We start from the raw sequence: 21341 nt of genomic DNA, 5'->3' as shown, positions 1-21341 counted from the left end.
GAGGAAAGCGGCAGGACCGGAGAAGTAGGCTAGTTGGCATGACTTCACCAGAGAACCCCGCCGGGGGAATCAGGCCCCGTCCGGTCGTGGACAGGCTTCCCCGTTATGCCGCCGGCAAGCCTCCCGCCGCCGTCGAGGGTCTAGCCAGCTACAAGCTGTCCTCCAACGAGAACCCGCTTCCGCCCATCCCTGCAGTGTTGCAGGCCATTGCGGACCAGACCGATTTCAACCGCTACCCCGACCCCCTCAGTACGAAACTCCGGGGGGCGCTCTCGGAGTTCCTGCAGGTTCCCGCCGAAGACATCGTCACGGGCGCGGGCAGCCTGGGCGCGCTGAACCAGCTGCTGGTGACCTTCGCCGGGCAGAACGACGACGGCAAGGCCGATGAAGTCATCTACGCCTGGCGGTCTTTTGAGGCATACCCCATCTGTGTCGGGCTTGCCGGGGCCGAAAGCGTGAGGATCCCCCTGACGCCCGACGGCCGCCACGACCTCGATGCCATGGCAGCCGCCGTTACCGCGCGAACCAAAGTCATCCTGCTGTGCACCCCCAACAATCCCACCGGCCCCATCCTCGAATCCGAGGAAACCGAGCGGTTCATTCGCTCTGTCCCCTCGGACGTCGTCATCGTTATTGACGAGGCATACCAGGAGTTCGTGCGGGCCGAGCACGCGGTGGACGGCATCGAGATGTACCGCAAGCACCCGAATGTGGTGGTCCTCCGGACCTTCTCGAAGGCGCACGGGCTGGCCGGCCTCCGCGTGGGGTACAGCGTCTCCCACCCGGACCTCACGCAGCACCTCCGGGTGGCCGCCACGCCGTTCTCGGTATCGCAGATCGCCGAGCGGGCGGCTGTCACCTCGCTGCAGAACTTCAGCCAGGTTGTAGAAAGGGTACAAAGCCTTGTGGACGAGCGTGACCGCGTGACGGCCGGGCTGCGCGAGCTTGGCTGGTTCGTGCCGGACGCCCAGGGCAACTTCGTGTGGCTCAATCTGGGCGAAAACAGCGCGGAGTTCGCCGCGCTGGCGGGTGAAAACGCCCTGTCCGTGCGGGCCTTCGGCAACGAGGGTGTCCGGGTGAGCATCGGCGAGGAGGAAGCCAACAGCCGTTTCCTCAAGCTCTGTGCGAACTATACAAAGCCGCCACGGCGTTCCTAGCGCTTAACATAACGCCCGGCGTCCGCCTACTGCGGATAAAGTAAGGGACAGTAAGCCAAAATATATGCCGGATCAGGAATGTATTCCCGATTCGGCATATATCCCAGCGAGATTGCGACGCTCTTGTGAGCGGCAAGCAAGGAGACGGTATGGGCGCCACACACCTGCCCGCTACCGAGTTCGACGGAACCGGGGTAGATGACCAGCTCGAGGCGGAAGCCGAGGCCGTGCTGGGCGAACCTCCCACTCAAATGGTCCAGCTCCTGGGCCCGGACGGCACGTTGGGCGAGGACCCGGTTTTTTCCGCCTACGCCAAGCGTCTGGACGCTGATAAGCTGCGGGGTTTCTACGCCGACATGGCAGCTATCCGGCGCTTTGACCAGGAGGCAACTGCGCTCCAGCGGCAGGGCCAGCTTGCCCTGTGGGTACCCCTCACGGGTCAGGAAGCAGCCCAGATCGGTTCGGGCCGGGCCAGCCAGCCGCAGGACTACATTTTCCCCACTTACCGCGAACACGGGGTCGCCCTGACGCGCAACGTCGACCTCGCCGAACTGCTGCGCCAGTTCCGCGGCGTGTCCAACGGGGGCTGGAACCCCAAGGACACCAACTTCCACCTGTACACTCTGGTCCTCGCAGCGCAGACTCCGCATGCCGTCGGCTACGCCATGGGGATCCAGCGTGACCAGAAACTCGCGGCCGCCAACGCCACTCCGGGACAGCCGCAGGAGCCCAAGGCAGCGGTCATGGTTTACTTCGGCGATGGCGCCAGCTCCGAAGGCGACGTGCACGAATCCATGGTGTTCGCATCGTCGTACAACGCGCCCGTGGTCTTTTTCTGCCAGAACAACCATTGGGCCATCTCGGTGCCCAGCACCGTTCAGACCCGCGTCCCGCTCGCCGACCGTGCCAAGGGCTACGGTTTCCCGGGCATCCGGGTGGACGGCAACGACGTCATCGCAGTCCATGCCGTCACAGAGTGGGCATTGGAGCGCGCCCGCGAAGGGAAGAGCCCCGTGCTGATCGAGGCATTCACCTACCGGGTCGGCGCCCACACGACGGCCGACGACCCCACGAAGTACCGCGGCTCCGACGAAGAGGCGCAGTGGCGGGCGAAAGACCCCCTCGAACGGCTCGAGAAGTACCTCCGCGCCGAGAACCTCGCGGACGATGATTTCTTCGCCAAGGTCAAGGCTGACGGTGATGAGCTCGCCGCCTACGTCCGCAAGACGACCCATGACCTCGAAACCCCGGACATCCGGACGGCGTTCGCCAACACCTACGCCGAAGCGCACCCGCTGGTGGCCGAAGAACTGGCCTGGTTCGAGGAATACAGTGCAGGATTCGCCGACGAATCAGAGACAGTTGAGGCAGATACAGACGGGGCAGCCAACCGATGACCACCATGACCATCGCCAAGGCCATCAACGAAGGCCTGCGCGCGACGCTGAACAACAACCCCCGCACCCTGCTCATGGGCGAGGACATCGGTCCGCTCGGCGGCGTCTACCGGGTCACCGACGGGCTGATCGGTGAATTCGGCGCCGACCGCGTCGTGGACACCCCGCTGGCCGAGTCCGGCATCATCGGCACCGCGATCGGACTTGCCCTCAGCGGATACCTGCCGGTGTGCGAGATCCAGTTCGACGGCTTCGTTTTTCCGGGCTTCAACCAGATCACCACCCAGCTGGCCAAGATGCACGCGCGAAGCAACGGAAACCTCACCGTGCCGGTCGTCATCCGCATTCCGTACGGCGGCGGCATCGGCTCGATCGAACACCACTCAGAGTCGCCTGAGGCGCTGTTCGCCCACACGGCCGGCCTGCGCATCATCACCCCTTCCAACCCCCACGATGCCTACTGGATGATCCAGCAGGCCGTCGACTGCCAGGACCCGGTGATCGTTTTCGAACCGAAGCGCCGCTACTGGCTCAAGGGCGACGTCGACACCGAATCACCCGGCGCCTCGGCGGACCCGTTCAAGGCCCACGTCCTGCGCGAAGGCACCGACGCCACCGTGGTGGCCTACGGTCCGCTGGTTCCGGTGGCCCTCGCCGCGGCAACAGCCGCGGCCGAGGACGGCCACAGCGTGGAGGTGATCGACCTGCGGTCCATCTCGCCGATCGACTTCGACACCGTCACGGAATCCGTGAAGAAGACCGGCCGGCTTGTCGTGGCCCACGAGGCACCGACGTTCGGCGGCATCGGTGGCGAAATCGCGGCCCGGGTCAGCGAGCGGGCGTTTTTGTCCCTCGAAGCCCCGGTGATCCGTGTAGGCGGCTTCCACATGCCTTACCCCGTGGCGAAGGTGGAAGAAGACTACCTGCCGGACATCGACCGCATCCTCGAGGCGCTGGACCGCGCCCTCGCGTACTGACGACTTCCTGCTGACAGCCTCCTACTGACGATGCCTTCCAAACCGAGGACCCCATGACTGTAAACAAGTTCAACCTCCCCGACGTGGGCGAAGGGCTCACCGAGGCCGAGATCGTTTCGTGGAACGTCAAGCCCGGCGACAGCGTCGCGATCAACGACATTCTGTGTGAGATCGAGACGGCCAAGTCGCTCGTGGAACTGCCGTCGCCGTTCGCGGGCACGGTCACCGAACTGCTCGTGCCCGTGGGAGTGACGGTCGACGTCGGGACTCCGATCATCAGCGTCAGTGACGCCGTGTCCGGCGACCCGACGCCCGCGGATGCGCCGGTTCCCGCCGCAGCTGCACAGGTGCAAACACCGGCACAGGCGCCGGCTGCCCCTGCTTCGGGGGCGGAGGCCGCTGGTGTCTCCGACAAGGCCGTCGGCCCGCTGGTTGGCTCGGGTCCCAAGGCCGACGCCGTCAAGCGCCGCCCGCGCAAGGCATCGGCGGCCGCGCAAGGCCCTGCGTCAGCGGCCGCAGCGCCGTCCCCGGTGGTCGAGCCTGTTCCAGTAGTCGAGCCAGTCGAGACCCAGGGCATCTGGATCAACGCCGGCGCGCCTACGGTCACAGACGCCGGAGCGGTCCCCGGGGAAGGCTCGGGGCGCCCGACCCTCGGCGGCACCATCAGCGGCCTGGTGAACAAGGTCCTGGCCAAGCCTCCGGTGCGCAAAATAGCCCGGGACCTCGGGATCGACCTCGCAGACGTCGTGGCCACGGGTGCACGGGGCGAAGTCACCCGCGAAGACCTGGTCAGCTACCAGGCCCAGCGCGATGCCGAAGTGGACAAGGCGGACACCTTCTGGGGCAAGTCCGGCCGGCCGCAGGACCAGCGCATCGAGCGGATTCCCGTCAAGGGTGTCCGCAAGGCCACGGCCAAGGCGATGGTGGAGTCGGCGTTCGCCGCACCGCACGTCAGCATCTTCGTGGACGTCGACGCCAGCCGCACCATGGAGTTCGTCAAGCGGCTCAAGGTCTCTCGCGACTTCGAAGGAATCAAGGTCTCCCCGCTGCTGATCCTCGCCAAGGCAGTGATCTGGGCAGCCGCCCGCAACCCCAGCGTCAACGCCACATGGGTGGACAGCGCCGACGGCAGCGATGCCGCCGAGATCCACGTCAAGCACTTCATGAACCTGGGAATCGCAGCGGCAACCCCGCGCGGCCTGATGGTGCCGAACATCAAGAATGCCCAGGACCTCTCGCTCAAGGAACTGGCTCTGGCGCTCAATGACCTGGCCACCACTGCCCGGGCGGGAAAAACCCAGCCTGCCCAGATGCAGGGCGGCACGCTGACCGTCACCAACATCGGCGCGCTGGGCATCGACACCGGCACTCCGATCATCAACCCCGGCGAAGTGGCCATCGTGGCCTTCGGCACCATCAAGCAGAAGCCCTGGGTCCTTGACGGCGAAGTCATTCCGCGCTGGATCACCACCCTTGGCGGGTCCTTCGACCACCGCGTGGTGGACGGCGATCTCTCGGCGCGCTTCATGGCCGACGTCGCGGCGATCCTTGAGGAGCCGGCCCTCCTGCTGGATTAGTACTGCTGGATCAGTACCAGTCCGGAGCAGAAACCAAGGGAACCCCGCCGCTGTCAGCGATGGGGTTCCTTTTGCGTTTGTTGAGTCAGCCTGCGTCTGTTGTGCCAGCCGAAAGGGGCGGCCTAGTAGGCGGGGTAGTTCGAGAGCATCTGGGCCAGCGCCGGATCGGAAGTCATTCCGCTCAAGGCGACGGCCGCCGTGATCATCAGACCGGAAAAGCCGGTAACGCACGCGGTGACGACGGCGAAGAACTTCCAGTCATCGCGCATGACGCTTCGGATGGTCTCCGGCAGGTTCAGGCCGGGTGTGATGAGGTTGGGTGCGGAGTCGGTGGAGCCGTCGTCGAGGAAGGCAATCACCCTGTCATTGGCGCGGTCCACACGCATCATGCTGATGTGGTTCCCGTGGCGGGCAAGAAGGATGTCGTGGCCTACGAGCTGGCGGCGCTGAAGAGTCAGCATAATGTTCCCCTGAAGTCGGTGGTACTCGGATGTCCGCACCATCGAGCACCTTCTAATTTTATCGCCGTAAACCGCGTGATTCCGCCGGAAAACGGGTGAGGCTGCCCACCAGGGGGAGTGACGTCGGTCAAGCGTGGGACGTTCCGTACTTGACACGCCGCACTAGAGTTGCACCAGCTGCCGCCGTCACCGGCCGCCGGCTGCTGGAGCAAATCAAAGGAGATGTTGCGTGTTTTCGAGCCCCTTCCCGGATGTGGTCATCCCGGACAAAAGCATTTACGAGTACCTCTTCGGCGGCATCACGGAAGCGGACCTGGACCGGACCGCCGTCGTGGACGGCGCTAGCGGCGCGGAAACCACCTACCGCCAGCTGCTGGAGCAGATCGATGCGGTGGCGGGGGCCGTGTCCGCGCGCGGATTGGGCCCGCGCGGGGTCGCGGCCATCCTCTGCCCCAACATCCCGGCCTTCGCGGCCGTTTTCCACGGCCTGCTCCGCGCCGGCGCCACCGTCACCACCGTCAACTCGCTCTACACCGCCGACGAACTGGCGCTTCAGCTTGAGGATGCCGGCGCCAGCTGGCTGTTCACGGTGTCAGCGCTGCTCCCGGGGGCCGAGGAAGCCGCCGAACGCGCCGGAATCCCGGCGGACCGGCTGGTGGTGCTCGACGGCGCCGCAGGTCACCCGTCGCTGAAGGACCTGCTCACCGCCGGAGCGCCGGTTCCGGCCGTGTCCTTCGACCCGGCAACCCATGTGGCGGTACTGCCGTATTCGTCCGGGACCACCGGGCGGCCCAAAGGCGTTAAGCTCAGCCACCGCAACCTCGTGGCCAACGTGGAGCAGTCCCGCGGGCTGCTGAACGTGAAGGACCAGGACAGGCTCCTCGCCTTGCTGCCGTTTTTCCATATCTACGGCCTGACCGTCCTGCTGAACCTTGCCCTGCGGGAACGGGCCTGCCTGGTCACCATGCCCCGGTTCGAACTGGCCGAGTTCCTGCGGATCATCCAGGACCACAGATGCACGTACCTGTTCATCGCGCCGCCGGTGGCCGTGGCACTGTCCAAGCACCCGCTTGTTTCCGAATACGATCTCGGCTCCGTCCACACAACGCTCTCGGGCGCCGCGCCGCTGGACGGTGAACTCGGCGCGGCTCTCGCCGAACGGCTCCAGTGCCGCGTGCTGCAGGGCTACGGGATGACCGAGATGAGCCCGGTGTCGCACCTGATCCCGGTGGGCGGCACGGACGTTCCGGTGAGCTCGGTGGGGTTCACGGTGCCCAACATGGAATGCCGGCTGGTGGACCCAGCCACCGGTGAGGACATCGGCGTCCCGGCGGAGGGCACCAGCGCCCCGGGCCATCTGCTGTGCCGGGGACCGAACGTCATGCTGGGCTACCTCAACCGCCCGGAGGAAACGGCGGACACCCTGGACGCGGACGGTTTCCTTCACACGGGCGACATCGCCACCGTCCGCGCCGACGGTGTGGTGACCATCGTGGACCGGCTCAAGGAACTCATTAAATACAAGGGCTACCAGATCGCCCCGGCGGAACTTGAAGCACTGCTGCTAACGCACCCCGGCATCGCGGATGCTGCCGTGATCGGGACGCCCGACGCCGACGGCCAGGAAGTCCCGATGGCTTTCGTGGTGCGCCAGCCGGGTGGGCAGGCGGGGACACTCGACGAAGCCGGCGTCATGGACTTCGTCGCCGGCAAAGTGGCTCCGTTCAAAAAAATCCGCCGGGTGGAGTTCATCGAGGCGGTACCCAAGTCCGCGTCCGGGAAGATCCTGCGCAGGCTGCTTAAGACGCCCTAGCAGGGAATCCCCGGCCGGACGTCCTAATCGGCGACGTCGGTCTTGGCGATGTAGACGTCGCAGGGCGCGTTGTGCGCCACACTGTTGGCGACGCTTCCCAGGACGCGGCCGAGCCCGCGCATCCGGCGGTTCCCCACCACGATCAAGCGGGCGTCGAATCGTTCGGCTTCCCTGATGATTGCTTCCGCCGGCTTGCCCCGGGCCGAGGAATAGGTGACCTTGAGGCCTTCCGTGCTCAGCTGTGCCGCAACGTCCTTGGCCACCTTCTCGGCCTCGCCGGCATCGGAGACAATGAACCGGTCACTGCCGCTGCCGTAGACCTCGGTGCGGTCACTGTCGAACGCGGTTACCACGTGAAGCGTCGCGTCCAGGGATGCGGCGAGCCCTTGGGCCGTTTCCGCGGCCCGCATGGCAGTCTCACTGCCGTCAACGCCGACAACAATAATTCCGGTCATAGTCCTGCTCCTAAGGGATCGGTCAGTTTAATGAAAAGTGGCGGGCTGCATGCAGTAATGATTCAGGCTACAGCGCCGCAATGGCGTCCCGCAGGACCGGCGCGAGCCGCCGCACGCCTTCGGCGATGGCTTCGGGAGGCACGGCACTGAAAGCGAGGCGCAGCTTGTTCGAGGGTTCGTCCGAATGCGTGAACGCTGCCCCGGGGATGAACACCACGCCGGCGTCGATGGCCTTGCGCAGCAGCGGGTAGGTATCCACGCCTTCGGGCAGCGTGACCCAGACGAAAAAGCCGCCCTCGGGCCGGGTCCAGGTCAGTCCCTCGGGCATGTACTCCTCAAGGGCGGCGAGCATGGCCTGGCAGCGCTCCGCGTAGAGACCGCGGTAGGTTTCGATCTGACCTTTCCAGTCGTAGTCCCGCAGGTAGGCCGAGACCAGCATCTGGTTCAGGGTGGACGGGCAGAGCGTTACGGCTTCGGATGCCAGGTAGTAGCGGCGCTGGAGGTGTGCCGGCACCAGGGCCCAGCCGACCCGCAGCCCCGGGGCGAAGATCTTGGAGAACGAGCCCATGTAGATAACGTCGTCCGGGTTGGCGGCCCGCAACGGAGCGAGCGGCGTGCCCTCGAAGCGGAGCATGCCGTACGGATTGTCCTCCAGAACCAGAATATTCGCTTTCCGGCATATATCGACGATTTCCTGCCGGCGCTCCTCAGCCAGGGTGATGCCGGACGGGTTGTTGAAATTCGGGATGGTGTACAGGAACTTTACATTCTTCCCGGCCGTCTGGAGGGCGGCGATCCGGGCTTCCAGCAGATCCGGAACCAGGCCGTGCTCGTCCATGGGAACGGGCGCCACTTCCACCTGGTAGGCCTCGAACGTGTTCAGCGCGCCCACATACGTCGGGTCCTCCACCAGCACCACGTCGCCGGGGTTGCAGAAGACCTTGGTGGCCACGTCCTGTGCGGACTGGGAGCCGGCAGTGACCACCACATTCCGGGGGTCGGCGTCGAGGATCCCTTCTGCTGCCATCACCTCGCAAATCTGGGTGCGCAATTCTTCGGTCCCCTGGCCGCTGCCGTACTGGAGGGCCGTCATGCCCTGCTCGGCAATGATCTTCGCCGCTGTCTGCCCCAGCCGCTCCAGCGGCAGCGACTGCAGGTAGGGGCTGCCGCCAGCCAGCGACACCAGGCCCGGGCGCAGGGAGATGTCGAAGACGTCGCGGACGGCGGACTGCTTGATGTTTGCTGCGCGCTCCGAGAAAAGTTCATCGTGGCGGTGGGCGGACGTTGCCGCGCGTTCGATTGCGTCAATTGCCTCGGCCGGCAGGATGTCAGCGGCGGCATCAAGTGTTTCGTGGGTCACACTGACAGGATACAGCCAGTTGTTGTCAAAGAGGCAACGTTTGTTGCTAAAAATCTGAATCTTCCCTTGGCACGGGACTGAATTGCTTTACCTGGGACGGCGCAGGGCATGGAATAGAGCCATGACAACGCAGAGTCGCTTCGGTCCCCTGGCTGCCGCCTTCCACGCACTGCACGAGGACGCGGCGCCGCTGGTCCTGGTGAATGTCTGGGATGTGGCGTCCGCCCGCCTCGTGGAAGAAGCAGGAGCGACCGCGCTGGCCACCTCCAGTTCAGCCCTGTCCTGGAGCCTCGGCTTTCCGGACGGCAACCACCTGCCGCGGGAACTCGCCATGGCGGCCCTTGGCCGGATTGCGGCATCTACGGCGCTGCCGGTCACGGCGGACATTGAGACGGGATATGCGAATGCGCGCGGTGCATTCGACGACAATGAACTACGCGAAACTATCCGCAGTGTCCTGGCAGCCGGAGCGGTCGGTGTGAACTTCGAAGACTCCGGCGATGATCCGCTAACTGAAGTTGACGAGCAGGCGCGACGCATCGCCGTCGTCCGCCGCGCAGCGGAGGATGCGGGCGTTGATCTGTTCATCAACGCCCGCATCGACACGTACCTGTCCGGCCGTTTCCCGGAAACCGCCTTCACGGAAACGCTTCAGCGTGCAGACGCATACCTGGCCGCGGGGGCCAATGGAATCTTCGTGCCCGGGGTGCAGGACCTGCACCTGCTCCACGACCTGTCGCGGCGGATCGCCGCGCCACTGAACGCGTTAGCCGGCCTGGGCGCGCCTTCCGTGGGCGAACTGCACGATGCTGGTGTCCGCCGGATCAGCATCGGCGGAAACACGGCGAAGGCTGCTTATGCCACCGTGTCCCGGGTGGCCGATGACGTGCTCGGGGACGGCAACTGGTCCGAACTGGCCGGCGCCCGCAGCCACGAGGCCATGGATGAGCTGTTCCGGCGGGGCTAAGCAACAAGCGCCGCCCTCAGCTCACCTGGAGCCGGCTCACCTGAGGCTAAGGACATCCGCCAGCCGCCGCCCGTCCACATAGATCTCCGCCCGGGCCGCACCGACGGCGGAGACGGCCGTGTGCGTGAGCTGGGCTTCCAGCCGGGGAACGTCGCAGGTGCCGCCCGGCCGGATGGTCCCGGTCAGGTTCACTACCACCGTGGTGCCGTCAAAGTATGCGGAAACGTACTTCAGTGCGGAGTCGTCCAGCGAGTTGTACAGCCCCTCCGGGGGATCGCTGCCGAGCAGGAAATCGAGGGCTGCCTGGAGCGGTTCCTCGTCTGCGGCGGTGTCGTGGATGACGGGCACGAGGCTGTCGTTGCAGCCGAACCGCACGCCGGAGCTGCCGCCGTCGTCGAGTGCCACGAAGTACACGGGGGTCCCGCCGGACAGTCGGCCGCGCGCCGCCTTGTCGTCGTCGGCAGGTTTCGCCGCCGCTGCCGGGTTCCCGGGTCCGGAGCTGCCCGAAGCGGGAGTGCCCGGAGCTGTGACCGCGGGGCCGGTGGCGGCGGTGGAGTCGTCAATCATCGCGGCGCCGTCGCCGCCGGCCTGCGATGTGATGCTGCCGCCCGTTCTGGGTTTGGCCGTCGGGCTGGAGGCGGCAATTTCCGGCCCGGCGCCGGCGGAGGCCGGGAGCGGGGCCCCGGTTGTGGCCCCGGGAAATGGCGGCGGAAGTGGTTGCGGTTCCGGCACACTGCCCGGCTGGGCGGCCGTACCGGCCGGGGATGCCGACAGGGGCAGCGAGCAGGATCCGAGCCACAGCGGAAGCATCAACGCGGCGGCTGCCGCAGCTGCCCGGACCCCAGGCGTGACCATCATGAAGGCACCGCACTTCCAGCTCTCGCACGTCCCCCGTCTCCACGTTACGGCGGGGCGTCGGTGTGCGGAACAGGTGCCAAGTGACGGTTTTGCGTCAGCTCCATCACGGAATGGTGACGCAAAAGCCCCCGGCGGTGGCCGGGGGCTTCAGGGATGGTGAATCAGGCTGCTTCGGCTGCAGTTTCGGCCTTGGCCAAGGCATCGAAAACGCCCTTGATCTGCTCCACGACCTCGGCGTCGTCCTTGGGGTGGACTTCGGCGAAGCGGACCATGGAGCCGGGAACGGCCAGCTTGGCGTCTTCAACCACACGGGCGCCGGCGATGCCGACAGCCTTGCGGGCTTCGTCCTGTGCCCAGACGCCGCCGAACTGGCCGAAGGCGGTACCCACGACGGCGGTGGGCTTGCCGGCAAGGGCGCCGGCACCGAACGGGCGGGACAGCCAGTCGATGGCGTTCTTGAGCGAGGCCGGCACGGTTCCGTTGTGCTCCGGGGTGACCAGCAGGAGGGCGTCGGCGTCATTGGCGGCGGCGCGGAGCGCAGCGGCGGCAGCCGGAACCTGGCCTTCGACGTCGATGTCCTCGTTGTAGAACGGGATGTTGCCCAGGCTTTCGTGGATAACAACCTCAACCTGCTCGGGTGCGTTCAGCTGGATGGCCTCGGCGAGCTTCTGGTTGGTGGATTCGGCACGCAGGCTGCCGACCAGTGTAAGTACGGTGCTCTTGGACATTTGAACTCCTTGTGTCTGGCCGCGGGAGGGATCCGCCGGCTGGTTGGTTTGCGGAGGCTGTTGGTGCCTTCACTCATGCTAAACGGACTGCGGTCCGGATATTATTCCCGGGGCTAGAATATTTCTTGTGAGCCTCATCCCAATCCGCTCCGGATCGCCGCTCGGCGGGGAAGCGGAACGCAGCGACGCCGCCCGCAACCGGGAGCTGCTGCTCAAGGCTGCCCGCGAACTCATTGAGGAGTGCGGCGCGGACGGGCTCACCATGGACAGGCTGGCCGAACGCGCCGGCGTCGGCAAGGGCACAGTCTTCCGGCGGTTCGGTTCCCGGGCGGGGCTTATGATGACGCTGCTCAGCGACTCGGAGGCCGCATTCCAGGGCCGGTTCATGTTCGGGCCCCCGCCCCTGGGCCCGGGGGCGCCGCCGCTGGACCGGCTGGTAGCGTTCGGAGCGGAACGCATTGCCTACGTGCTGGAGTTTGGCGAGCTGGCCCGGGCCGCGGACGCCTCCGCCTACAACCGCTACGACGTACCGGCCGCCGTCCTGTGGCACCGGCACATCGAAATGCTCCTGCGGGCCGCCGGAGTCACCGCCGATCCCTGGCTGATGGCGATGTCGCTGAGCTCAACCCTGGACCCGGAGCGGCTGCTGTACGCGGTGCGGGTCCACCATGTGGCTCCGGAGCGGCTCGCGGAATCATGGCGCGAGCTCGTCACGCGCGTGGTCAGCTGTCCCGGAGGCGCCCCCCGCCAGGACAGCGCATCCCGGCTGGACGAAGGCTAGTCCATGGCACACCGTCCGGCCAGTCAAATCCATCCTCGTGATTTATTCATAACGATCTGGTACAGGACGCCCGTGTTTCCGCTTTTAGGCACCGTGGAGGGTTCCCCATATGTGGTAGTTTCCTCTGGAATGTGACCCGCAACATAGTCCACAAGGACAAGGCCCCAAGGGCCCGCGGGCGGCCAGACACCCGCTGGCCATGATCCCGGATCGGCGGCGGAACCCCTGCCGGTCCGGGAGCTGACGGAAGGATCACCTGCTGTGAATGCTGATATGACACCGGCCCGGGACGGCTCCTCCGAGGCGCGGCCGTCACTGCGCGGCGCGGAACTGGCACCGGCGATCCGGAGCTAGGCAGACATGTTCCGTTACCTCGCCAAAAGGGCAGCCACCTACCTGCTCATGATCTTCCTGACTACGACGGCGGGGTACTTCCTTGCCGTCAGTACGCTTCAGCCCGCGCTGCTGGAACAGGAACGCATTCCACGGCCGACGCCGGAGCAGGTGACAAACTCCTTCCGGCTCAAGGGCCTTGACCCGACGCTCAGCCCGTGGGAACGCTACGTTGACTGGCTCACGGCAGTCGTCACGCGCTGGGACTGGGGGCGAAGCCCCAACGGCGCCTTCATCAACGCCGAGTTCGGCGACCGCGTGTGGATTTCCACCCGGCTGTTCCTGGCCTCCATCGTCCTGACCCTCGTCATCGGGGTTGCGCTGGGTGTGTACACCGCCGCCCGGCAGTACAAGTTCCAGGACCGTGTGATCACGTCCTACAGCTACCTCGTGTACATCGTGCCTGCGCCGATCGCCTACTTCCTCGTGCAGCTCGGCGCCATTAACGTCAACGAAACCATCGGCGAACGGATTTTCTTCGTCACCGGCATTTCCACACCCGGGCTGGAAGGCAGCGCCTGGGTCCAGTTCGTCGACATGGTGGCCCACTACACGGTGCCCACGCTGGCCATCACCCTGGTGGGATGGGGCACGTACCAGATCGCCCAGCGCCAGTACCTGCTGGACAACGTCAACGCGGATTTCGTCCGCACAGCCCGGGCCAAGGGGCTCACCCGAAACCAGGCCATCGCCCGCCATGCCCTGCGCGTCTCGTTCATCCCGGTCGCGCAAAGCATCGCCTTCACCATCCCGGCCATCTTCGCCGGCGGCTTCTTTGCCGAGAAGATCTTCGCCTGGCCGGGTGTCGGTTCGTGGAGCATCGACGCCATCGCCCTGCAGGACGTCAACGCGGCCACAGCCACCCTCGCGTACGGTTCCGTGATTTTCGCCATCGGCGCGATCCTCGCGGACTTCGCCACTACCCTTGTCGACCCGAGAGTGCGGGTGCAGTAGCCATGACCAACCTGAACGCGATCGACCCCGCCGCCGTTGCCGAGGAAGCAAGGATAGAGAACGACGACGTCGTGATCGCCAAGTCCGCGATCATCCTGCGGCGCTTCCTGCGGAACAAGACAGCCGTGGCCGGCCTGGTCATCTTCCTCGCCCTCACGGTCTTCTCCTTCGTGGGCGGTTTCCTCTCCCCCTGGGACAAAGAAACCATCGACCCCTTCAACATTGGCATGCCGCCGTCCGGTGAACACCTCCTGGGTACGTCCCAGGCCGGCATCGACCTCTACGCCCTGATGGTTGAAGGCACCCGGATCTCCATCCTCATCGGCCTGGTGGTCGGCCTGGTCTCGGTGCTGATCGCCGCCGTCTACGGCTGCACCATGGCCTACTTCGGCGGCAAAGTGGACAAGGTCATGCTCTTCGTCCTCGAGGCCCTCATCATGATGCCGGCACTGCTGGTCGTGGCGGTCGCCACCAGCGGCGGCGGCAACGGGCTCCGGGAAAACTTGCCCAGCTGGCTTCTGCTGATCATCGTGCTCCTGGTCTTCAGCTGGATGGGCACCGCCCGCCTGATCCGCTCCCTTTCGATGTCGCTCATGCAGCGGGACTTCGTCAAGGCCGCCCAGTACATGGGCATCCCGGCCCGCCGGATCGTCTGGCGGCACCTGGTCCCCAACATCGGATCGCTGCTGGTCCTGGACGTCACCCGCGGCGTCACCGGCGCCATACTGGCCGAAGTCGCGTTCTCCTTCATCGGCATCGGCATCAAGGTCCCTGATGTCAGCCTCGGCGTCCTCATCAACCAGGCAACCTCCCAGGTCCAGACGTTCCCTTGGATGTTCTGGGTTCCGCTCGTGGTGATGTTCCTGTTGACCGGTTCGCTGGCCATGATGAATGACGGCCTGCGCGATGCCTTCGATCCCAGCTCCAGCTCCGTTGGCAGCGCCAAGAAGACTGCACGGAAGAGGAACAAATGAGCCGCGAAACCACCGCCAGCACAGAGCGCCCCGCCGATTCCGTGGCGGAGCGCCTGCACGTCGCCGGGCTGCATGCCGCAGGTGATGCCCCGGCGGGCGCCGTCCTCTCGGTCCGGGACCTGAACGTCCGGTTCAACTCGGAGAACGGCGTGGTCCACGCCGTCCGCGGCGTCGACTTCGACCTCCTGCCGGGCAAGACGCTCGGCATCGTGGGCGAGTCCGGTTCGGGCAAATCCGTGACCTCCCTGGCCATCATGGGCCTGCTGCCCACCACCGCCGAAATCAGCGGGTCAGTGAGGTTGAACGGCAAGGAACTGCTGGGACTCAGCGACAAGGCCATGTGCCGGTACCGCGGCAACGACATCGCCATGGTCTTCCAGGACCCGCTCTCCTCCCTGACCCCGGTGTACACGGTTGGCCACCAGATCATCGAGGCACTAACGGTCCACCACCCGAAGATGAGCAAACAGGCCAAGGAAGCCCGCGCCGTCGAACTTCTCGGCATGGTGGGCATCCCCAGCCCGAAGGACCGCCTGAAGGCGTTCCCGCACGAGTTTTCCGGCGGCATGCGCCAGCGCGTCATGATCGCGATCGCGATCGCCAACAACCCGCGCGTGCTCATCGCGGATGAGCCGACGACGGCGCTGGACGTCACCATCCAGGCGCAGGTCCTTGAGGTGCTGCACACAGCGCAGGAGGAGACCGGCGCCGCCGTCGTGATGATTACGCACGATCTTGGCGTGGTGGCCGGCATGGCGGACGACATCATGGTGATGTACGCGGGAAAGCCGGTGGAGACCGGCAGCGTGGACGACATCTACTACAGCCCGCGGATGCCATACACCATGGGACTGCTGGGTGCGGTGCCGCGCGTGGACATTGCGGAAAAGGCCTCCCTGGTGCCCATCGAGGGCATCCCGCCGAACCTGATCCACGAGCCCACCGGATGCTCCTTCGCCCCGCGCTGCCCGCTCGTGAGCGACTCCTGCCTGCAGGGGGAACCGGAGCTGTGGCCGGTCAGCGGCCCGAGGGGAGCGGGAAACGGCATTGCCGGCAGCGGCGCCCACAAGGCGGCCTGCATCAAGACCGACTCACTGGGTGCCGAAGTGGATGTCCACGAGATCTTCCACGCCCCGGCCGTACCGGTCTCCCGTTTCGATGCCGTCCCGCGGCTTGAGCGCAGGAAAGTCCTGGAACTGAGGGACGTCAGGAAGCACTTCCCGCTCCTGAAGGGCTCGCTCATCAAGCGCCGGATCGGAACCGTGAAGGCCGTGGACGGGCTGAGCTTCGATATCCGCGAGGGCGAATGTTTCTCCATCGTGGGTGAATCCGGCTGCGGGAAAACCACCACGCTGCTGGAAATCATGGAGTTCCACAAGGACCAGGACGGCGAGGTGACCATCGGCGGGCTGAGCAACAAGGCGGCCTCCGACGACAGGACGAAAACCGCCATGCGCAAGGAACTCCAGATGGTGTTCCAGGATCCCACCGGGGCACTGGACCCGCGCTTCACCGTCTTTGAGGTCCTGTCCGAGCCGCTCGAAAACGCCGGCATGGACAAGCCCGCGATCCGGAAGCGGATCATGGAACTGATGGAACTGGTGGGCCTCCAGCCGGACCACGTCAACCGGTTCCCCAACCAGTTCTCCGGCGGCCAGCGGCAGCGCATCGGTATCGCCCGCGCGCTTGCCGTGAACCCCAAGCTGGTGGTCCTCGACGAACCCGTGTCCGCCCTGGACGTCTCCGTTCAAGCCGGCGTGATCAACCTCCTGGACAAGCTCCGCGCTGAACTCGGCCTGAGCTACCTCATGGTGGCCCACGACCTGTCCGTGGTGCGGCACATCTCCAACCGGGTGGCAGTGATGTACCTGGGCAAGATCGTGGAAATTGGCGACGTGGACAACGTGTTCGACAACCCGCGCCACCCCTACACCCGGGCACTCCTGTCCGCGATCCCGGTGCCCGACCCGCAGCTGGAACGAACCCGCGAACGCATCATCCTGCAAGGAGACCTCCCATCGCCGCTTGATGCGCCAAAGGGCTGCAACTTCGCCACCCGCTGCCCGGTGTTTGCCGCGCTCCCCGCGGCGAAGCAGGAAAAATGCCTCACCCTAGAGCCGCCGCTGGAACCGGTCGCTTCTCCGCAGACCGCGTCTCCGCAAGCGTCCCCGGCCGGGGCGGCCCGGGCGTTAGCCCAGGACGCCGACCAACAGTTCGCCTGCTTCTTCCCGGACGGTGAACTCGACGCGGAAATGCTAGTTGTCCACGACAGCCCCTAACTTGTCCGATCCCCAAAGCACCAACTCTCGCACCAAAAAATGAAGGGAAAACAATGAAGAATCTGACCAAGATTGGCGGGGTGGCCGCTGTAGCGGCAGCGCTCGCGCTCACCGGCTGTGGCGGAGGCGGGACTCCCAAGGGTCCCGACGCAGGCAAGGGCCAGGACGCCGGCAGTGACCTCACCAAGCTGATCAGCATAAACGCCAAGGATGCCAAGGACCTGGAACCCGGCGGCACCGTGACGCTTCCGCTGGGCAACATCGGTCCGGACTTCAACGGCTTCTCCAACAACGGCAACAGCGCGGACAACACCGCACTGCACCGCCCCATCGACCAGGCCGGCACCTGGGGCTGCTGGAACTTCGACTTCGACGGTACGGCGACTCCGAACAAGGACTTCTGCGAGGACGTCAAGAGCGAAGTCAAAGACGGCAAGCAGACCATCACCATCAAGGTGAACGAGAAAGCCGCGTACAACGACGGCACGCCGATCGACGTCAAGGCCTTCCAGAACACCTGGAACATGCTCAAGGGCGAAAACAAGGACATCGACATCGTCAGCTCCGGCGCCTACGAGTTCGTTGACTCCGTCAAGGCCGGTTCCAGTGACAAGGAAGTGGTGGTCACCACCACCCAGCCCGTCTACCCGCTGGATGCCCTCTTCACCGGACTGATCCACCCGGCCGTGAACACTCCCGAGATCTTCAACACCGGTTTCACCGGCGACATGCACCCGGAGTGGATGGCAGGACCCTTCAAGCTGGACAAGTACGACAGTGCCGCCAAGACTGTGACCCTGGCGCAGAACGACAAATGGTGGGGCACCAAGCCCGTCCTCGACAAGGTGGTGTTCCGCCAGCTGGAGAGCAGCGCCGCTATCGCCGCCTTCAAGAACGGCGAGATTGACGGCGTTTCCGCGAACACCATCACCCCGTACAAGCAGCTGGACGGCACCAAGGATTCCGAGATCCGCCGCGGCCAGCGGCTGTTCGCCGGCGGCCTGAACCTCAACGCGCAGAAGGCTCCGCTCACGGACGTCGCCATCCGTAAGGCAATCTTCACCGCCGTAGACCGCGAAGCCCTGCGCAAGGTCCGCTTCAACGGGCTGAACTGGGAAGAAACCAGCTCCGGTTCCATGATGCTGCTGCCGTTCTCCAAGTACTATCAGGACAACTACCCGGCCACGGAATCCGGTGCAGAGGCAGCCAAGAAGGTGCTGACCGATGCCGGCTACAAGCCCAATGCCGCGGGCATCATGGAGAAGGACGGCGTTCCGGCCGCCTTCAAGATCAGCAACTTCGGTGACGACCCCACCACCCTGGCGTTCGTGCAGACCCTGCAGAAGCAGCTCCAGGCCGGCGGCATGGACGTGGGAATCGACCAGCGCGCCTCTGCCGACTTCGGCAAGGTCTTGGGCAGCCGCGACTTCTTCCTGAGCGTCTCCGGCTACACCGTGGGTGCTGACGCAACGGACGCCGTCAAGCAGTTCTACGACTCCAAAACCAACGAGAACGAACTGGGCGACGCCGAGCTGGATGCCGAGATCAAGGCGCTCAGCAGCATTGAGGACAACGCCGAGCGCAACAAGGCAGCCATGGAAGTTGAAAAGAAGCACATGGCCAAGTACTTCTCCATGGGCGTCGTGATGAACGGGCCGCAGATCTCCTTCGTCCGCACCGGCCTGGCCAACTACGGCCCGTCCCTGTTCAAGAGCCTGTCCCAGGTTCCGGACTGGACCACGCTCGGCTGGGAAAAGAAGTAACAGCAGCCTGACAGTAGTAACGCCGGGGCCGGCATCCCCGTGATCTGTTCACACGAACTCTTCACGCGGGGTGCCGGCCTTCGCCGTCCCCTCCGGGCGTGCGGGGGTAGCGTTGGAACCATGAGCACAGAAGCAACTCCCGGCACCGGCCCGAGCAAGCCCGCGATCCGGACGGCGGTCGCCGGCTTCGGCCTGTCCGGCCGCGTGTTCCACGCGCCTCTGATCGCCGCCAATCCGTCATATTCCCTGGACGTTATTTCAACGTCCGACGCCGGCCGGCAGGCCGATGCGTCCGGCAGCTACCCTGCCGCACGGCTCGTAAACACCCCGGCCGACATCCTGGCGCTGGCCGATGACCTTGACCTGATGGTCCTCGGGACGCCGCCGGCCACCCACTACCCGCTGGCGAAGGCCGCGCTGGAGGCGGGACTCGACGTCGTCGTTGACAAGCCCTTCGCGGTGCGCAGCGCCGAGGGGCAGGAACTCCTGGAGCTTGCCGCCCGGCTGGGGCGGGTGCTGACCGTGTTCCAGAACCGCCGGTGGGACGGCGACTACCTGACGGTGAAGGGCTTGCTGGAAGGCGGCGTGCTGGGCAGCGTGACCCGGTTCGAGTCGCGGTTCGAACGTTGGTCCCCGGAGGTCTCGAAGGCCTGGAAAGCGGAAGCCACGGCGGACGACGGGGGCGGGGTGCTCTTCGACCTCGGAACCCACCTCATCGACCAATCGCTGCAGCTGTTCGGCCCGGCGACGGTGGCGCACGCGGAACTCCGGGCCCGGCGGCCGGGCGAAAAGACCGACGATGACGTGTTCGTGGCGCTGCAGCATGATTCAGGCGTAGTCAGCCACCTCTGGATGAACATGCTCTGCGCCCAGCAGGGACCCCGTTACCGGCTCCTGGGCTCCGAGGGCGGCTTCACCAAGCACGGCATCGATCCGCAGGAGCCGTACATTGTGGCCGGCGGCAGCCCGCTCGACCCCGAATACGGCGTCGAGGACAAGGACTGGGCGGGGCTCCTGGGCCGCGACGGCCACCTGGACCGCCTGCCCACCGAACGCGGCGCCTACCCGGAGTTTTACCGGCTCCTCGCGGACAAAATCCACGACGGCGGCACCGGCTCGCCCCTGCCGTTGCCAGTAGACCCTGCAGGCCCCATTGAGGTCCTGAAATTAATAGAAAAGGCACGCGAAATGGCGACGCATAGAGCTTAACCAAAACTGCGCTGAACGACAGACATCCGGCAGCGTGCGTCTAAGCGACGAAGGAGCGAGCACGCCGAGGATGTGTGTCGTCCAGCGCAGCGGGACGAACTAAGGACTATGCAGAGACCAGTTCGTGCCAGTCGGCTACGAGCGGCAGGTTGTGCGCTTCGGAGACCGAGTGGTGCGCCACGTGGCCGGCGGCAATGTTGAGGCCGGCGGCCAGTGCGGGGTCCTTCTCGAACGCGGCCTTTACGCCGAGGTTGGCGAGGGCCACGCCGTAGCGCAGGGTCACGTTCGTGAGTGCGTACGTGGACGTGTTGGGAACGGCGCCGGGCATGTTGGCCACGCAGTAGAAGATGGTGTTGTGGACCTTGTACGTGGGTTCCTGGTGCGTTGTGGGGTGGGTGTCTTCGAAGCAGCCACCCTGGTCCACGGCGATGTCCACGAGGACGGAGCCGGGCTTCATCCGGGACACGAGTTCGTTGGTGACCAGCTTGGGTGCCTTGGCCCCCGGGATCAGCACGGAGCCGATCACGAGGTCCGCGTCGACGACGGACTTTTCGATTTCGTACTTGTTGGACGCGACCGTCTTCAGCCGGCCCTGGTACTGGGCGTCGAGTTCGCGGAGGCGGTTGATGTTGATGTCCAGGATGGTGACGTCGGCGCCGAGGCCCAGGGCCATGGCGGCGGCGTTGGTGCCGGCCACGCCCGCACCGAGCACAACGACCTTGGCCGGGCGGACGCCCGGGACGCCGCCCAGCAGCACGCCCTTGCCGCCGGCGGGTGCCATCAGCGAGGTGGCGCCCACCTGGACGGACAGGCGGCCGGCAACTTCTGACATCGGGGCCAGGAGGGGCAGGGTGCGGCCTTCCTGGACGGTTTCGTAGGCGATCGCGGTGACGCCGGAGTTGATGAGCTCGGCGGTGAGTTCCGGCTCGGCGGCCAGGTGGAGGTAGGTGAAGAGGATCAGGCCCTTGCGGAAGCGGTGGTATTCCGCAGCAATGGGCTCCTTGACCTTCATGACCATGTCAGCGCGGGCCCACACGTCATCTGCCTCGATGACGATTTCGGCGCCGGCGATGGCGTATTCCTCGTCAGTGATTCCGGAGCCCAGGCCTGCGCCGCGTTCCACCAGCACGGTGTGGCCGTGGGTGCGGAATTCGTGGACTCCGGCAGCGGTGATGGCCACGCGGAATTCGTTGTTCTTGATCTCTTTGGGGACGCCGATGATCATTTCTTGGGCTCCA

At 65.6% G+C, this 21341-nt stretch carries 18 protein-coding genes; 12 read left to right on the top strand and 6 right to left on the bottom strand.

Features of this window, described 5'->3' with window-relative positions:
* The first annotated feature begins 38 nt into the window (after positions 1–38).
* From AC07YR_RS14840 to AC07YR_RS14825, 4 genes are all read left to right on the top strand, one after another.
* The gene (locus tag AC07YR_RS14840; protein WP_200939326.1) at positions 39–1157 is read left to right on the top strand and encodes a histidinol-phosphate transaminase; all 1119 of its coding nucleotides are present in this window, start codon (positions 39–41) and stop codon (positions 1155–1157) included.
* A 149-nt stretch (positions 1158–1306) separates the two neighbouring features.
* Positions 1307–2554, top strand: coding sequence for a pyruvate dehydrogenase (acetyl-transferring) E1 component subunit alpha (pdhA, locus tag AC07YR_RS14835; protein ID WP_436059133.1), 1248 nt, complete (start codon positions 1307–1309; stop codon positions 2552–2554).
* Positions 2551–3531 carry an alpha-ketoacid dehydrogenase subunit beta gene (locus AC07YR_RS14830; protein ID WP_436059132.1) on the top strand — a complete coding sequence of 327 codons (981 nt, stop codon included), beginning with the start codon at positions 2551–2553 and terminating at the stop codon, positions 3529–3531. Before pdhA ends, AC07YR_RS14830 begins: the two co-directional genes overlap by 4 nt.
* A 53-nt stretch (positions 3532–3584) precedes the next feature.
* Positions 3585–5108: a dihydrolipoamide acetyltransferase family protein gene (locus AC07YR_RS14825; RefSeq protein ID WP_494734424.1), complete on the top strand. Its 1524-nt coding sequence runs from the start codon at positions 3585–3587 to the stop codon at positions 5106–5108.
* Between the two features lie 122 nt (positions 5109–5230).
* Here the strand turns inward: AC07YR_RS14825 and AC07YR_RS14820 are convergent, their stop codons facing one another.
* Complete coding sequence (locus AC07YR_RS14820) at positions 5231–5569, bottom strand: hypothetical protein (protein ID WP_494734423.1); 339 nt, start codon at positions 5567–5569, stop codon at positions 5231–5233.
* A gap of 229 nt (positions 5570–5798) precedes the next feature.
* Between AC07YR_RS14820 and AC07YR_RS14815 the strand changes: the two genes are divergently transcribed.
* The gene (locus AC07YR_RS14815; RefSeq protein ID WP_494734422.1) at positions 5799–7382 is read left to right on the top strand and encodes an AMP-binding protein; all 1584 of its coding nucleotides are present in this window, start codon (positions 5799–5801) and stop codon (positions 7380–7382) included.
* Positions 7383–7405: 23 nt separating this feature from the next.
* Here the strand turns inward: AC07YR_RS14815 and AC07YR_RS14810 are convergent, their stop codons facing one another.
* Both AC07YR_RS14810 and AC07YR_RS14805 read right to left on the bottom strand, forming a co-directional pair.
* Positions 7406–7837: a universal stress protein gene (locus AC07YR_RS14810; protein WP_055799892.1), complete on the bottom strand. Its 432-nt coding sequence runs from the start codon at positions 7835–7837 to the stop codon at positions 7406–7408.
* Between the two features lie 67 nt (positions 7838–7904).
* Positions 7905–9197 (bottom strand): aminotransferase-like domain-containing protein, encoded by a 1293-nt coding sequence (locus AC07YR_RS14805; protein ID WP_494734421.1) that lies wholly within the window; start codon positions 9195–9197, stop codon positions 7905–7907.
* 121 nt (positions 9198–9318) lie between these two features.
* On the opposite strand from AC07YR_RS14805, the gene AC07YR_RS14800 reads away from it, so the two are divergent.
* Entirely contained in the window at positions 9319–10164 is an 846-nt protein-coding gene (locus AC07YR_RS14800) for an isocitrate lyase/PEP mutase family protein (protein WP_494734420.1), read from the top strand.
* A 36-nt stretch (positions 10165–10200) separates the two neighbouring features.
* On the opposite strand, the gene AC07YR_RS14795 is transcribed toward AC07YR_RS14800, so the two are convergent.
* Positions 10201–11022 carry a GerMN domain-containing protein gene (locus AC07YR_RS14795; protein ID WP_494734419.1) on the bottom strand — a complete coding sequence of 274 codons (822 nt, stop codon included), beginning with the start codon at positions 11020–11022 and terminating at the stop codon, positions 10201–10203.
* Positions 11023–11183: 161 nt separating this feature from the next.
* Positions 11184–11750, bottom strand: a complete 567-nt coding sequence (locus AC07YR_RS14790) for an NAD(P)H-dependent oxidoreductase (protein WP_494734418.1) — start codon at positions 11748–11750, stop codon at positions 11184–11186.
* 127 nt (positions 11751–11877) lie between these two features.
* On the opposite strand from AC07YR_RS14790, the gene AC07YR_RS14785 reads away from it, so the two are divergent.
* The 6 genes from AC07YR_RS14785 to AC07YR_RS14760 all read left to right on the top strand — a co-directional run bounded on the left by AC07YR_RS14785 (position 11878) and on the right by AC07YR_RS14760 (position 20103).
* A complete protein-coding gene (locus tag AC07YR_RS14785) occupies positions 11878–12531 on the top strand; it encodes a TetR/AcrR family transcriptional regulator (protein WP_494734417.1) in 654 nt (217 codons plus the stop codon).
* A 360-nt stretch (positions 12532–12891) separates the two neighbouring features.
* On the top strand, positions 12892–13878 hold the full coding sequence (locus AC07YR_RS14780) for an ABC transporter permease (protein WP_028271466.1): 987 nt from the start codon (positions 12892–12894) through the stop codon (positions 13876–13878).
* A gap of 2 nt (positions 13879–13880) precedes the next feature.
* Complete coding sequence (locus tag AC07YR_RS14775) at positions 13881–14852, top strand: ABC transporter permease (protein WP_055799876.1); 972 nt, start codon at positions 13881–13883, stop codon at positions 14850–14852.
* Positions 14849–17131, top strand: coding sequence for an ABC transporter ATP-binding protein (locus AC07YR_RS14770; RefSeq protein WP_494734416.1), 2283 nt, complete (start codon positions 14849–14851; stop codon positions 17129–17131). Before AC07YR_RS14775 ends, AC07YR_RS14770 begins: the two co-directional genes overlap by 4 nt.
* A 53-nt stretch (positions 17132–17184) precedes the next feature.
* Positions 17185–18894 (top strand): ABC transporter family substrate-binding protein, encoded by a 1710-nt coding sequence (locus AC07YR_RS14765; RefSeq protein ID WP_436059123.1) that lies wholly within the window; start codon positions 17185–17187, stop codon positions 18892–18894.
* A 120-nt stretch (positions 18895–19014) separates the two neighbouring features.
* Entirely contained in the window at positions 19015–20103 is a 1089-nt protein-coding gene (locus tag AC07YR_RS14760; RefSeq protein WP_494734415.1) for a Gfo/Idh/MocA family protein, read from the top strand.
* 106 nt (positions 20104–20209) lie between these two features.
* Here the strand turns inward: AC07YR_RS14760 and ald are convergent, their stop codons facing one another.
* Complete coding sequence (gene ald, locus AC07YR_RS14755; protein ID WP_055799860.1) at positions 20210–21328, bottom strand: alanine dehydrogenase; 1119 nt, start codon at positions 21326–21328, stop codon at positions 20210–20212.
* Positions 21329–21341: the final 13 nt, after the last annotated feature.

This window comes from Arthrobacter sp. GW460-12-1-14-TSB2, assembly GCF_059423525.1.
Note: the sequence above shows the minus strand (reverse complement) of the source record. Positions and strands in the feature narration are given on the sequence as shown.